Annotated in this window: 11 protein-coding genes; 2 read left to right on the top strand and 9 right to left on the bottom strand. The window is 64.6% G+C overall.

What is annotated here, in order from left to right; translation table 11 throughout:
- Nucleotides 1–5: 5 nt before the first annotated feature.
- Together betB and VF716_RS06870 are read right to left on the bottom strand one after the other, a co-directional pair.
- The gene (gene betB / locus VF716_RS06865; RefSeq protein ID WP_125912671.1) at nt 6–1,478 is read right to left on the bottom strand and encodes a betaine-aldehyde dehydrogenase; all 1,473 of its coding nucleotides are present in this window, start codon (nt 1,476–1,478) and stop codon (nt 6–8) included.
- Between the two features lie 86 nt (nt 1,479–1,564).
- Entirely contained in the window at nt 1,565–3,631 is a 2,067-nt protein-coding gene (locus tag VF716_RS06870; RefSeq protein WP_440552340.1) for a choline transporter, read from the bottom strand.
- Between the two features lie 430 nt (nt 3,632–4,061).
- Here VF716_RS06870 and trpB point away from each other — a divergent pair, with 430 nt between their 5' ends.
- Together trpB and tsaA are read left to right on the top strand one after the other, a co-directional pair.
- Nucleotides 4,062–5,270 (top strand): tryptophan synthase subunit beta, encoded by a 1,209-nt coding sequence (trpB, locus tag VF716_RS06875; protein ID WP_049341137.1) that lies wholly within the window; start codon nt 4,062–4,064, stop codon nt 5,268–5,270.
- A gap of 109 nt (nt 5,271–5,379) precedes the next feature.
- Nucleotides 5,380–6,087 carry a tRNA (N6-threonylcarbamoyladenosine(37)-N6)-methyltransferase TrmO gene (gene tsaA / locus VF716_RS06880; RefSeq protein ID WP_011912897.1) on the top strand — a complete coding sequence of 236 codons (708 nt, stop codon included), beginning with the start codon at nt 5,380–5,382 and terminating at the stop codon, nt 6,085–6,087.
- 18 nt (nt 6,088–6,105) lie between these two features.
- On the opposite strand, the gene VF716_RS06885 is transcribed toward tsaA, so the two are convergent.
- The 7 genes from VF716_RS06885 to VF716_RS06915 all read right to left on the bottom strand — a co-directional run bounded on the left by VF716_RS06885 (nt 6,106) and on the right by VF716_RS06915 (nt 12,322).
- Complete coding sequence (locus tag VF716_RS06885; RefSeq protein WP_125912669.1) at nt 6,106–8,643, bottom strand: penicillin acylase family protein; 2,538 nt, start codon at nt 8,641–8,643, stop codon at nt 6,106–6,108.
- Between the two features lie 70 nt (nt 8,644–8,713).
- Nucleotides 8,714–9,175 carry a DUF2489 domain-containing protein gene (locus VF716_RS06890; RefSeq protein WP_061373455.1) on the bottom strand — a complete coding sequence of 154 codons (462 nt, stop codon included), beginning with the start codon at nt 9,173–9,175 and terminating at the stop codon, nt 8,714–8,716.
- 7 nt (nt 9,176–9,182) lie between these two features.
- Complete coding sequence (locus VF716_RS06895) at nt 9,183–9,371, bottom strand: SEC-C metal-binding domain-containing protein (RefSeq protein ID WP_013982487.1); 189 nt, start codon at nt 9,369–9,371, stop codon at nt 9,183–9,185.
- Between the two features lie 7 nt (nt 9,372–9,378).
- Complete coding sequence (locus VF716_RS06900; protein WP_011912894.1) at nt 9,379–9,876, bottom strand: LEA type 2 family protein; 498 nt, start codon at nt 9,874–9,876, stop codon at nt 9,379–9,381.
- A 146-nt stretch (nt 9,877–10,022) separates the two neighbouring features.
- Entirely contained in the window at nt 10,023–10,760 is a 738-nt protein-coding gene (locus VF716_RS06905; protein WP_049324835.1) for an S-methyl-5'-thioinosine phosphorylase, read from the bottom strand.
- 24 nt (nt 10,761–10,784) lie between these two features.
- The gene (gene nagZ / locus VF716_RS06910; protein ID WP_125460477.1) at nt 10,785–11,783 is read right to left on the bottom strand and encodes a beta-N-acetylhexosaminidase; all 999 of its coding nucleotides are present in this window, start codon (nt 11,781–11,783) and stop codon (nt 10,785–10,787) included.
- Between the two features lie 14 nt (nt 11,784–11,797).
- Nucleotides 11,798–12,322, bottom strand: coding sequence for a L,D-transpeptidase (locus VF716_RS06915; RefSeq protein ID WP_013982483.1), 525 nt, complete (start codon nt 12,320–12,322; stop codon nt 11,798–11,800).
- Nucleotides 12,323–12,346 lie beyond the last annotated feature (24 nt).

The following is a 12,346-nucleotide window of genomic DNA, read 5'->3' on the forward strand; positions in this document are numbered from 1 at the left end:
CTCCCTCAGAACACCGAGGCGAACTCGCCCAGCTCCACCTGTACCGACTTGACCCGCGTGTAGTGCGCCAACGAGGCGATGCCGTTCTCGCGGCCGATGCCTGACTGCTTGTAGCCACCGACCGGCATCTGCGCCGGCGATTCGCCCCAGGTATTGATCCAGCAGATGCCGGCCTCGAGGCGATGGATGATGCGGTGCGCCCGCGCCAGGTCAGGGGTGACCACGCCCGCGGCCAGGCCGTACTCGGTGGCGTTGGCGCGACGGATGACCTCCTCTTCGTCCTGGTATTCGAGCAGGCTCAGCACCGGGCCGAAGATTTCTTCGCGCACGATGCTCATGTCGTCGCTGCAGTCGCTGAAGATGGTCGGGGCGACGAAGGCGCCCTTGGCGTACTCGCCCTCGGTCACCCGCTCGCCGCCACACAGAATGCGCGCGCCGGCGGCCTTGCCCTGGGCGATGTAGTCGAGCACCTTGTCCATGTGCGCAAAGCTGACCAGCGGGCCGAAGTTGGTCGCCTCCTGCTGCGGATCACCCAGGCGAACGCGCTGCACACGCTCCAGCAGCTTGGCCTCGAACGCTGCTTTCAGGCCCGCCGGGACGAACACCCGGGTGCCGTTGGTGCACACCTGGCCGGAGCTGAAGAAGTTGGCCATGACCGCGATATCGGCTGCGCGATCCAGATCGGCATCCTCGCAGACGATCAGCGGCGACTTGCCACCCAGTTCCATGGTCACGTCCTTCAGCGACGACGCCGCCGCACTGGCCATGACCTTCTTGCCGGTGGCCACGCCGCCGGTGAACGAAACCTTGGCGATGCGCGGGTGCTCGGTGATCAGCGATCCGACACCGGCACCACTGCCGGTCAGCACGTTGAACACGCCATCGGGCAGCCCAGCTTCGCTGAAGATTTCCGCCAGCTTCAGCGCGCTCAGCGGCGTCACCTCGCTGGGTTTGAAAATCATCGCGTTGCCGGCGGCCAGCGCCGGAGCCGCCTTCCACAGGGCGATCTGGATCGGATAGTTCCAGGCGCCGATGCCGGCGACCACGCCAAGCGGCTCCCGTCGGGTGTAGACGAAGCTGCTGTCGCGCAGCGGAATCTGCTCACCCTCGATGGCCGGGGCAAGGCCCGCGTAGTACTCCAGCACGTCGGCGCCGGTGATGATATCAACGCTGCGGGTTTCGCTCAGCGGCTTGCCGGTATCCAGGGTTTCCAGCAGCGCCAGCTCGTCGTTGCGCTCGCGCAGCAGATCGACCGCTCGACGCATGATTCGCGCCCGCTCCATACCGGTCAGTGCAGCCCAGATGTGCTGGCCCCGCTCGGCGCTTTCGACCGCGCGCTCCAGGTCGGCCGCACCGGCCTCAGCCACATCGGCCAGGACTTCGCCGTTGGCCGGGTTGATGCTCTGGAAGGTCTGGTTGCTGCTGGCGTCGACGTAGCCGCCATGGATATAGAGTTGCTGCCGTGGAAAACGGGCCATGTTCTAGCTCCTGTGATCGAGGCGACAGCGGATCGACGCTGCCGCGACGTGAATGGAACGTCCGGGGATCGCCCGGACGTGTGTGGTCAGGGCGTCGGTGTCGCGCCCGGGTTGGGCATGCCGCTTTCACCCCCACCGTTCTCGCGCTGCAGATGCAGGAAGTGCATGTGGTGTTCGTAGTGGTCGAGGACGTCCTCGATCAGCTGGCGCCGCGAGTAACCCATCAGGTCGTAACCCAGGCTGCCCTGGCGCAGGTGCACCTCGAGCCGGTAGTAATCGGCCTTGCTGCTCTGGGTGCGCATGGCGAACGACGGCATGGTGCTGCGCACCGGCCAGATCTGATAGGTGAAATCCTGCTCGCTGCCCAGGTTGACGTTGAGGATCAGATGCTCGTTGCCCGGCTCGCCCTCGAGAATCTCCACCGGTACGCCCTTCTCGCCCAGCGCCTTCTTGATCTCTTCCATGGCCGGCCTGCCGACCTCCTTCAGATAGCGGCGAATCTGCGACTGGCTGGGGAAGCTCATCGCCCGCGAAAGACGCTGGCTCCAGTTCATGTGGGTGTGCTCCAGCGTGGCTCGCCCGGACAGATATCCGGCAAGGCTCTTCTGGTAGCTGTCGGCCATCACCCCTTCAACATGCAGGGCCTTGAACAGACCCACCATCATGAACAGCAGCACGATGGAGAACGGCAGCCCCATGATCACCACGGTGCCCTGCAGCGCCGTCAGGCCACCGGCGATCAGCAGCGCGAGGGTGAGCACGCCGATGATCGCGGCCCAGAGGATGCGCATCCACACCGGCGCATCGCTGTTCACATCCTTGAGGATGGAGGTGAAGTTCGACAGCACCAGCGAACCGGAGTCGCCCGAGGTGACGAAGAAGACGATGGCCAGGATGGTCACCACGATGGTGGTGATCCCCGACCACGGCAGGCTCTGGAGGAACAGGTAGATCGATGAGCCAGGGTTGTTCATGGCCTGCTCGCCGAACTCCAGCGCGCCGCCCATGACCATCTCGATGGCGCTGTTACCCATGATCGACATCCAGGCCATCATGAAGGCCAGCGGCAGCAACAGCGTGCCGATGACGAACTCACGAATGGTCCGGCCGCGGGAAATGCGCGCCAGGAACAGCCCGACGAAAGGCCCCCAGGCGATCCACCAGGCCCAGAAGAACACCGTCCAGGCGTTCAGCCAGTCGGTCGGGCGCTGGTAGGCGTAGGTGTCCAGCGACAGGCTGATGAAGTTGGAGAAGTAGTCGCCGACATTCATCACCAGAGCATTGAGCAGGAATACCGAGTCGCCCACCACCAGCACGAACAACAGCAACAATACGGCCAACAGCATGTTGAACTCGGAAAGCCGGCGAATGCCGCGCTCCACGCCGGTGGCCGCCGAGATGGCCGAAAACACCACGATCAGCACCACCAGCACGGCCTGGGTCAGGGTCCCTTCGGGGATGCCGAAGATGTAGTTGAGGCCGAAGTTCAGCTGGATGATGCCGATGCCCAGACTCGTGGCGATGCCGAAGATCGTGCCCAGCACGGCCGCGCCATCCACGGTGTGGCCGATGGGGCCATAGATGCGTTTGCCGAAGATCGGGTAGAGCGAGGAGCGAATCGACAGCGGCAAGCCCTGGCGGAAGCTGAAATAGGCCAGCGACATGCCGACCAGCGTGTAGACGCCCCAGCCGGAAAGGCCCCAGTGCAGGAAGGTCAGCTCCATGGCGTGGCGTGCCGCCTGGGTTGTGCCGCCCTCACCTACCGGCGGTTCGAGAAACTGGGTGATCGGCTCGGCGATGCAGAAGAACAGCAGGTCGATGCCGATCCCGGCGGAAAACAGCATCGCCGCCCAGGTCACCACGTTGAATTCAGGTTTGGAGTGATCCGGCCCGAGGCGGATCTTGCCGTAACGACTGGTGGCGACGATCACCACGAACAGCAGGTACAGCAGCACGGCGAGAAAGTAGAACCAGCCGAAGCTGTTGGATATCCAGCCGAGTACCGTGTTGATGACCGCCAGCGAGCGATCGGTGAAGAACATCGTCCATACGGCGAATACCACGATGGCGATGGCGGAACCGTAGAACACTACGGGATTGATTCGATCAGCGGGCGCGTCGGAATCATTGGGCGAGAGCTCAGCCTCGTTCATCAGTTCTATCTCCTGAACTTGTTCTGGCTTTACGACATCGCAGTGCGACGTATTGCGGCAGGTAGCGTGCAATTCCATGGAAATTGCGCGGGCCTGATGGCGGGGCGGGCATGCAAGACGTGCTGTGCTGATGACAGCCATACCCTTCGGCGACAAGAGCGCCGACAAAACAAAAGCGTTGATTTGCTCCGATCAGATGAAATACGCGAGGCATCCTACACGATAAATGCCAATCCCGCGAACAAACCGAACCACCCACAGCCTGCTCGGTGCCGGCCAGCGCCTTCGCTACCCCGGCGTTCGGCAACGCGCAGCAGCGAACCGGTGAGCATCGCGGCGTGGCTGCGGCTGCATTTTCAGCGGTACGGACGCTGGCTTATGATCGGCCCCGCGTAACCAGGCGCTCCCTTCAACCTGCAGAGATGAACCTATGTCGTCCGATCCTCGTTTCACTGCCATGCCCGACGCCAACGGCTACTTCGGCCCCTACGGTGGCCAGCTGGTGCCGCCGCACCTCAAGCAGGCGATGGACGACATCAACCTGGCCTACGAAGAGATCCGCCAGCGCGAGGATTTCCAGCAGGAACTGGCGGCCCTGTTCGCCGACTACGTGGGCCGGCCGAGCCCGATCTTCCATGCCCGGCGCCTGTCCGAGCAGCTCGGTGGCGCGCAGATTCACCTGAAGCGCGAGGACCTGAATCACACCGGGGCACACAAGATCAATCACTGTCTGGGCGAGGCACTGCTTGCCCGGTTCATGGGCAAGACCAAGGTGATCGCCGAGACCGGCGCCGGCCAACACGGTGTCGCCCTGACCACCGCCTGCGCGCTGGTGGGCATCCCCTGCGAAATCCACATGGGCCAGGTGGACATCGAGAAGGAACATCCCAACGTCACCAAGATGAAGATCCTCGGCTGCAAGCTGGTGGCGGTCACCCGAGGCGCGGCGACGCTCAAGGAAGCGGTGGACAGCGCCTTCGAGGAATACCTGAAGGATCCGCAGAACTACCTCTACGCCATCGGCTCGGTGGTAGGCCCGCATCCGTTCCCGAAGATGGTCCGCGATTTCCAGTCGATCATCGGTCAAGAGGCGCGCGGCCAGTTTCTCGCCAGGCATGGTCGCCTGCCGGACCAGGTGGTCGCCTGCGTCGGCGGCGGTTCCAATGCCATGGGCATCTTCACAGCCTTCCTGGAAGACGCCGCGGTCGAGCTGGTGGGCATCGAGCCGGCCGGCGAAAGCCTGGACAAGCCCGGCCGCCATTCGGCCACCCTGTCCAAGGGCAAACCCGGTGAACTGCACGGCATGGCCTGCTATGTGCTGGAAGATGCCGAGGGCAACCCGTCCGCAGTGCACTCCATCGCCTCCGGCCTGGACTACCCCGGTGTTGGCCCACAGCACAGTTATCTCAAGGACATCGGCCGGGTGAACTACCAGACCGCGACCGACCAGGAGTGTCTGGATGCCTTCATGACCCTGTCGCGCGTCGAAGGCATCATCCCCGCCCTGGAAAGTGCCCATGCGGTGGCCTGGGCGATTCGTACCGCGCCGACGCTGGGCAAGGACAGCCACATTCTGGTCAATCTGTCCGGCCGCGGCGACAAGGATGCCGACTACGTCGCCAAGCTGCTCGGCCTGTAAGCCTGGCGCCGGGCCGCCACCTCCCGAGAGGACGCGGCCCGACGTCGCGCAGCGCGGCGCCATAGCGGGTAAGATGCGCAGCCGCCCGTCCGTATCCAGGCCTGCCCCCATGCAACATAGCGTCTCGCCGATCGGCTACGTCCGCTCCTGCTTCAAGGAAAAGTTCGCCATTCCGCGCCAACCCAGCCTGGCCCCGGCCGCACGCGGCGTGCTGGAACTGCTGCCGCCGTTCGACAAGGGCGATGCGGTGGCCGGACTCGAACAGGTCAGCCATGTATGGCTGCTGTTCCTCTTCCATCAGGCGCTGGAAAGCACACCACGTCTCAAGGTGCGACCGCCGCGCCTGGGCGGCAATCGCATGGTCGGCGTGTTCGCCACCCGCGCGACGCATCGCCCCAACGGAATCGGTCAATCGGTGGTCAGGCTGGATCGCGTCGAAGCGGATCGGCTGTTCATCTCCGGCATCGACCTGCTGGATGGCACGCCGGTGCTGGACATCAAGCCCTATGTTCCCTACGCCGATGCCCTGCCGGATGCGCGCAACGACATGGCTGCGGACGCGCCGACACTGATCGAGGTGCAGTGGACGGAAAGCGGGTTGCTGCAGGCCCACCGCGAAGCGCTGCGCCTCGGCGAGCCACTGCTGGAACTCATCGAGCAATGCCTGGCACAGGACCCGCGCCCCGCGTACCAGAAGCCGGAGCCCGAGCGGCGCTACGGCGCGCAGTTCTGGGATGTCGACGTGCGCTGGCACTACCCTGCGCCGGACACGATCCGCGTGCTCGAGGTGATACCCGCGACGCCGCGACCGACCTGACGCCGGCGCGGCGCGACGTCACTTGCCGGCCGGGGTCAGCAACAAACGCTGCGTGCCATAGACCTTGTCGAGATTTTCCGTCTTGAACGGGAAGCTCAGGTACTGCGCCTTCAGCCACGCCTCGATGCCGTCGGCGTAGTGCGGGCTGGCCGGGTTGCCGGATTGGCCCGAACTGTTCAGCCCGATCATCGGTTCGTCCAGTCCGAAGTCGACGATGATGCGCATTGCCGGGATCAGCCAGGTATCGAAGTCCGTGCCCAGGTGATAGGCCGAGGCGTTCAGCGTGCTGTGATCGCCGCCCATGGCATAGGGACCACGATCGAGGTAGTTGCCGATGGCGTGGATTCTGCTGCGCTGGCCGGCCGCCATGTGCGGTGCCAGCTGCGTCGCGCCGGAGGTCCAGCGAGCGGTATGCAGCTTGCCCCATTGCCAGGCGCTGCGCTCGTTGCCCAGACGGGTTTCCAGCAAACTCACCGCAGCGGCCAGGCTGCGCGCCAGGATCGCCGGTTTGTCTTCGCTCTGCGCGGTGCGCTGGTCGTTCCAGAACGGGCTGTCTTCGCGACCGAGCAGATGGTCCGCCTGGGCCGAATAGGAAGTGTTGGCGGTCTGTACCAGCGCACGCCAGGCCGGCGAGTCCTCAGGCCCCAGTTCGTCGAGGAAGATGTGCCGCGCACTCTCGTGCAGGAAGGCGCCATACAGCGCGGCGTTGGCCGAATCGGCCGCGAGCTTGCCATCGAAGGCGAGCAACCGATCCAGCGCCTCGCGCGCCTTGCTGCGTTCGGCGGCCGGCAGGGCATCGATCGCCTGGCGCAGCGGCCCGGCCATGCCCGGCGCCTCGAACATCGTCCTGAGCTTGGCGGCGAACGGCGTGACCTGGTCGTACTGCATGGCGATGGTGCTGCGGGTGTCATGCTTGCCCCGCCCGGCCAGCTCCGCCAGTCGCTCGTAGCGCTCCGGGCCGTACCAGGAGCTGGACAGCTGCATGCCATAGCCGCGCGGCACGCTGCGCTGGTTGGCGGTGCCTAGCCAGCCCTGGAGCGGGTCCTGGTCGTAGGGATGCAGCATCGGGTCGGCATAGCCATCCCAGTCGTAGCGACCGTCCCAGCCCGGCGACGGCACCAGCCCCAGCCCCTCGCGACGGTTGGGGAAGCGCCCGGTCACCTGCCAGCCAATGCCCTGCTGGTCGGCGAACACCAGATTGAGCGCGGCGGCGCGAATCTCCCGGGTCGCCTCGAAGGCCTGGTCCACCGACTGCGCGCGGGACAGGTCGAAGAAGGCGTCCAGCGTGCGATCGGCTTCCAGCTGCGTGGTTTTCAGCGCCAAGCCGTAGCCACTACCGAGCTGCAACGGTTGCAGAGGGTGCTTGCGCTCGCCGAGTACGCTGTTGAGCAGCGGGCCGTTGCGAGTTTCGAAAATGGTCTCGCGGATCGGCCGCTCGCCCTTGACGAAGTAGGTCTCGTGGCGCTCGCGGGCCGGCAGCCATTTGCCGTCGGCCAGGTACATCAGCCGCGAGCCTTCGCGACGCACCTGCTCGAGATAGAGGTCCTGGTTGTCGCCCATGACCATGGTCATGCCCCAGCCGAGCTTGCCGTTGAAGCCCGCCACCACGGCGGGGACGCCGGCGATGGTGACACCCGCCGCCTGGAACTTCGGTGCGCGGATCTGCATGAAATTCCAGTACGAGGGCATCGACAGCGGCAGGTGCGTGTCGTTGGCCAGGATCGGCTTGCCGCTGCGCGTGTTGCTGCCGGCGATGGCCCAGTTGTTGGAAGCCGCCATGCCGGCCGGCGTCAGAGCCGCCAGCGGCTGTGTGGCACGTTCGAGTGCCGCCAGCCCGGGCACATTGCCACCCAGCTTCAAGCCCTTGAGCTTGTCCACCTCGTCGAACGGCAGCACCTCGTCCGGGTAGATGGGCAACAGCCAGGCCAGCTTGTCGCTACCCACTTTCTGCGCCATCAGCAATGCGGCGACCTCTTCCTGCAGGTTCTGCGAAAGGCCGAAATTGAGCAGACAGAACACCAGCACCGAATCCTCGGGCTTCCAGTACTCCGGTTTGTAGCCGGACTCGGCGAGGTCCATCGGCAGTTTGTCGCGATGGCGATACAGGTAGGCGTTCACGCCACGGGCGTACACCTCGAAGAACTTTTTCATCCTCGGCGAGGATTCACGGTACAGCAGCTCGGCGCTCTGGCGCAGATTGACCGCCCGCATGAAACGGTCGGTTTCCAGCACGCCGGGGCCGACCATTTCCGCCAGGCGGCCCTGGGCCATCAACCGCAGGCTGACCATCTGGCTCAGTCGGTCGGTGGCGTGGACGTATCCCATGGCAAACAGCGCATCGTGAAACGACGAGGTTTCGATCAGCGGCATGCCCATGGAATTGCGCCGGATGCTCGCACTGCCCGCCAGCCCGGTCAGCGGTTGAACGCCCTGTGCCGGCGGCAGACTGGCGCTGTAGCGGTTATCGAGATAGGCCTGACAACCGCCGAGGCCGGCCAGGCCGAGCGCGGCCCCCAGCGTCAGGCGAACCAGGGCGTACGGCAGACGCAGAGACATCGAAGACTCCTGTGCGGGCTTGGCGAGGATGGTGCTAACAGATTAGAGGGCGTACGGCGAAGAAGGTCGGTCAGGCCGCGTCGCGCGATTTTGGCAGAGCCTCGTCGAGCAGCCAACGGGCCGAGCGGCGCGCCTCTGCCTTGTGCCGCAGTTCCAGCGCGCTGAACTGCGCTTCGTGGCGACGGCGCTCGCTCTTGTCCAGGGCCTTCCAGGCGGCATGGGTCGGCACCTGTTCGGTGGCCTCGAACAACTGCTGGAACACCTGACAGCGCGGATGTTGCCCGAGCTCGGCGTCGTAATTGTCGAGCAGCACCTTGATGCGGATGGCGCCCTCGATGAGCGGCAGCTGCTCGTCCAGCAGACAGCTGGCGAGAATCCGCAGATCCTCCGCCAGCGCCGTCTGCCGTTTTTCCTTCAGCTCGGCCTGCTGCCATTCATTGCGCCAGACACGGCGCCAGAGATACAGCGCATAGCCCGCCAGCGCGGCGATCAGCAGCGTGGCGGCGGCGAACAGGCTCACGGAAAGTGTCATGACAGGCTCAGGCGCCGTGGCACTTCTTGTATTTCTTCTGGCTGCCGCAAGGGCACGGGTCGTTGCGTCCGACGTCCTTCAGCGGATTACGCACCGGCTCGTGGCCATGATTGCAATGCGGACCGTGAACGTGGTGATGGTCATGGTCGTGATCGTGGTTGCAGTCGGGACCATGCACATGGGGCTCGTGACTCATCTGGGTACTACTCCGGAATAAAGTTGCCCGGGATTATCTCGCCATTGCTGGAAATGTGCACGCGTCGCCCGGCCATCAGCCCGGTCTTGAGCTCGCCGGCCAGTCGGTAGTTGATCGGCCGATCCGGCTTTTCCAGCAGCCGCACGATGTACTTCATATGCCGCCACAGGTTGGTATGCACCGGCACTTCGTAATATTCGAAGCTGTTGGCGGGAACGGTCAGCCAACCGCTGGACTCGCCGCTGGCCAGCTCCACGTCGTTGAGATGGACGGTGTAGATGAGGCCGCGTACAGGCAGGCTGCGATCGTTGGGGTTGTCGATGCGAAAACGCAGCATGAACTGCTGTTCCAGCAGCCGCGCCTTGATGATATCGACCTTGGTGAGTTCGACTTTCGGGTCCTTGAAGTTACCCGAGAACCAGGTCGAACAACCGGCCATGCCGCCAAGCAGCGTCAGCAACACGACCGTTCTTAGAATTCTTATTGTGTGTGCCTGGCAAGACATTCCGGTACTCCAAAGGACGGCCAAGTGTAGCAAGCAGCATCTTCACCGCAATGGGGTGCCGCCGCAAAAATACCAGTCTCAGGCCGCATTATGACAACGTCGTGGCAGGTAGCCGCCCGGACCGCGCGCACCTGCCTGAAGAGCAATCAACCGGCCAGCATCCGCGCCAGGACCAGTCGGGCCTTGCCGATGCCCGCGGCGAGTGCCGCCTCGATCTGCGCCATGGTGATCACCCCGCTCGCCTTGCCCGCAGCCGGATTGACCACCAGCGCCAGGCAGGCGTACGGCAGTTCCAGCTCGCGGGCCAGTGCCGCCTCGGGCATGCCGGTCATGCCCACGATGTCGCATCCGTCGCGCTCCATCCGAACGATTTCCGCCACGGTTTCCAGGCGCGGGCCCTGGGTGCAGCCGTACACACCGTGACTGCTGAAGGCGAACCCCTCTGCCGCCAGCGCGCCGATCAGTCGTTCGCGCAGCGCTTCGTCGTACGGGTAGCTGAAATCGATATGCGTCACATGATCGATGTCACCCTCGAAGAAGGTCTGCTCACGACCATAGGTGTAATCGATGATCTGGTGCGGCACGCAGAAATGTCCGGACCCCATCGCCGCGTGAATGCCACCCACTGCATTGACCGCGAGCACCGCGTCAGCGCCCGCCTGCTTCAATGCCCAGAGGTTGGCGCGATAGTTCACCTGGTGAGGCGGCACACGATGCGGATGGCCGTGCCGCGCAAGGAACAGCACCTCGCGACCGCCATACTCGCCCCGCAGGATTTCCGCAGAGGGACGTCCATAGGGCGTATCGATCAGCTGTGCGCGGTGCAGCTTGAAGCCGGTCAACTGGGTCAGGCCGGTGCCGCCGATGATGGCATGGACAGTCATGGGGATTCCTTGAAAAGAGAAGGATCAGTCAATCAGATCGGCAGCCTTCAGCGCGCCGATGGCGTCCAGCCAGCGAGGGTTCTGCTTGTAGTCCGCCGGGCAACCCGCCCGGCCACGCATTCCCGCCAGCGCGGTCGACGGCGTCACCTTCAAGCGCTGCAGCGCAGTCAGCGCCAGCTCTGCGGCCGCACGATCGTTGCAGACCAGCCCCATGTCGCAACCAGCGCCCAGAGCGGATTCGATCCGCTGCGCCGCGTCGCCTGCGACATGCGCTCCGGCCATCGAGAGATCGTCGCTGAAGATCACGCCTTTGAAACCCAGCTCGTTGCGCAGGATGTCCTGCAACCAGCGCCGGGAAAAACCGGCGGGCTGCTCGTCGACCTGAGGATAGATGACATGCGCCGGCATGATCGCATCGAGCGTGCCACTCAGCGCCATGAAGGGAATCAGATCACAGCGGCGCAGCTCGTCGAGGCTGCGCTCATCCACCGGTATCGCGACATGCGAATCGGCCTCAGCCCAGCCGTGCCCGGGGAAGTGCTTGCCAGTGGCGGCCATGCCGGCGGCATGCATGCCGCGAATAAAGGCGTCGATCAGCGTCACCGCGACCTGAGGATCACCCTCGAAGGCGCGTGCGCCTACCACCGCGCTCCGCTGATGATCCAGATCGAGAACCGGCGCGAAGCTGAAATCCAGGCCCACCGCAAGCACCTCGCTGGCCATGACCCAGCCACAGGCTTCGGCCAGCCTGGGAGCGTCGGTGCAACGCGCCAGTTCGCGCATTGCCGGAAGCCGCACGAAACCCTGGCGCAGCCGCTGCACGCGGCCGCCTTCCTGATCCACCGCCAGCAGCAGATCGGGGCGCACGGCGCGGATCGCACGGCACAGTTCCTCCACCTGTCGCGGAGACTCGATATTGCGAGCGAACAGAATGAGCCCACCCACTTCGGGTTGGCGCAGCAGGTGCCGATCCTCGGCAGTCAGCCAGGTACCGGCGATGTCCAGCATCAATGAACCGTGCATACAGACGCAGATCCTTATTCGAGTTCAGCGGCAGCCCAGCTCGGGCAAGGTGCCTCGGTGATGCGCACCTGACAGTGAGGCGGCACCCTGGGGAAAAGTTGCAGCAGATCGGCATTGCGCATACGCACGCAACCGTGGGAAAGCGGCACACTCATAGGTTCGCAATCGGGCGTGCCGTGGATGTAGATGTAGCGGCGGAACGTGTCGACCTGCCCCATCCGGTTGACGCCCGGCTCGCAACCGCTGAGCCAGAGGATGCGGGTCAGGATCCAGTCGCGCCCGGGAAACACCGCATGCAGCTCGGGTGTCCAGATTTCACCGGTCCAGCGCCGCCCGCGCAACACCGCCCCCTCGGGCAGGCCATCACCGATGCGCGCACGCACCTGATGCACGCCGCGCGGTGTACAGCCGGAACCATTCTGTTCGCCGACACCGTTACGAGCGGTGGACACCGGAAAGCGCAGACGCAGCTGCCCGCCGGCAAAGCCATAAAGCTGCTGGTCAGCGACGGAGATATGCAGAAGATCGAGAAAGGCCATGGGCGGCTAGCTTAGCCGATCACC

Origin of the sequence: Stutzerimonas sp. Brlt_14 (genome assembly GCF_051948915.1) — a bacterium.
Classification (GTDB): Bacteria; Pseudomonadota; Gammaproteobacteria; order Pseudomonadales; family Pseudomonadaceae; genus Stutzerimonas; species Stutzerimonas stutzeri.

Coding starts and splice junctions, on each gene's coding strand:
- betB (WP_125912671.1), bottom strand. CDS start 1,478: ATGGCCCGTTTTCCACGGCAGCAACTCTATATCCATGGCGGCTACGTC.
- VF716_RS06870 (WP_440552340.1), bottom strand. CDS start 3,631: ATGAACGAGGCTGAGCTCTCGCCCAATGATTCCGACGCGCCCGCTGAT.
- trpB (WP_049341137.1), top strand. CDS start 4,062: ATGTCGTCCGATCCTCGTTTCACTGCCATGCCCGACGCCAACGGCTAC.
- tsaA (WP_011912897.1), top strand. CDS start 5,380: ATGCAACATAGCGTCTCGCCGATCGGCTACGTCCGCTCCTGCTTCAAG.
- VF716_RS06885 (WP_125912669.1), bottom strand. CDS start 8,643: ATGTCTCTGCGTCTGCCGTACGCCCTGGTTCGCCTGACGCTGGGGGCC.
- VF716_RS06890 (WP_061373455.1), bottom strand. CDS start 9,175: ATGACACTTTCCGTGAGCCTGTTCGCCGCCGCCACGCTGCTGATCGCC.
- VF716_RS06895 (WP_013982487.1), bottom strand. CDS start 9,371: ATGAGTCACGAGCCCCATGTGCATGGTCCCGACTGCAACCACGATCAC.
- VF716_RS06900 (WP_011912894.1), bottom strand. CDS start 9,876: ATGTCTTGCCAGGCACACACAATAAGAATTCTAAGAACGGTCGTGTTG.
- VF716_RS06905 (WP_049324835.1), bottom strand. CDS start 10,760: ATGACTGTCCATGCCATCATCGGCGGCACCGGCCTGACCCAGTTGACC.
- nagZ (WP_125460477.1), bottom strand. CDS start 11,783: ATGCACGGTTCATTGATGCTGGACATCGCCGGTACCTGGCTGACTGCC.
- VF716_RS06915 (WP_013982483.1), bottom strand. CDS start 12,322: ATGGCCTTTCTCGATCTTCTGCATATCTCCGTCGCTGACCAGCAGCTT.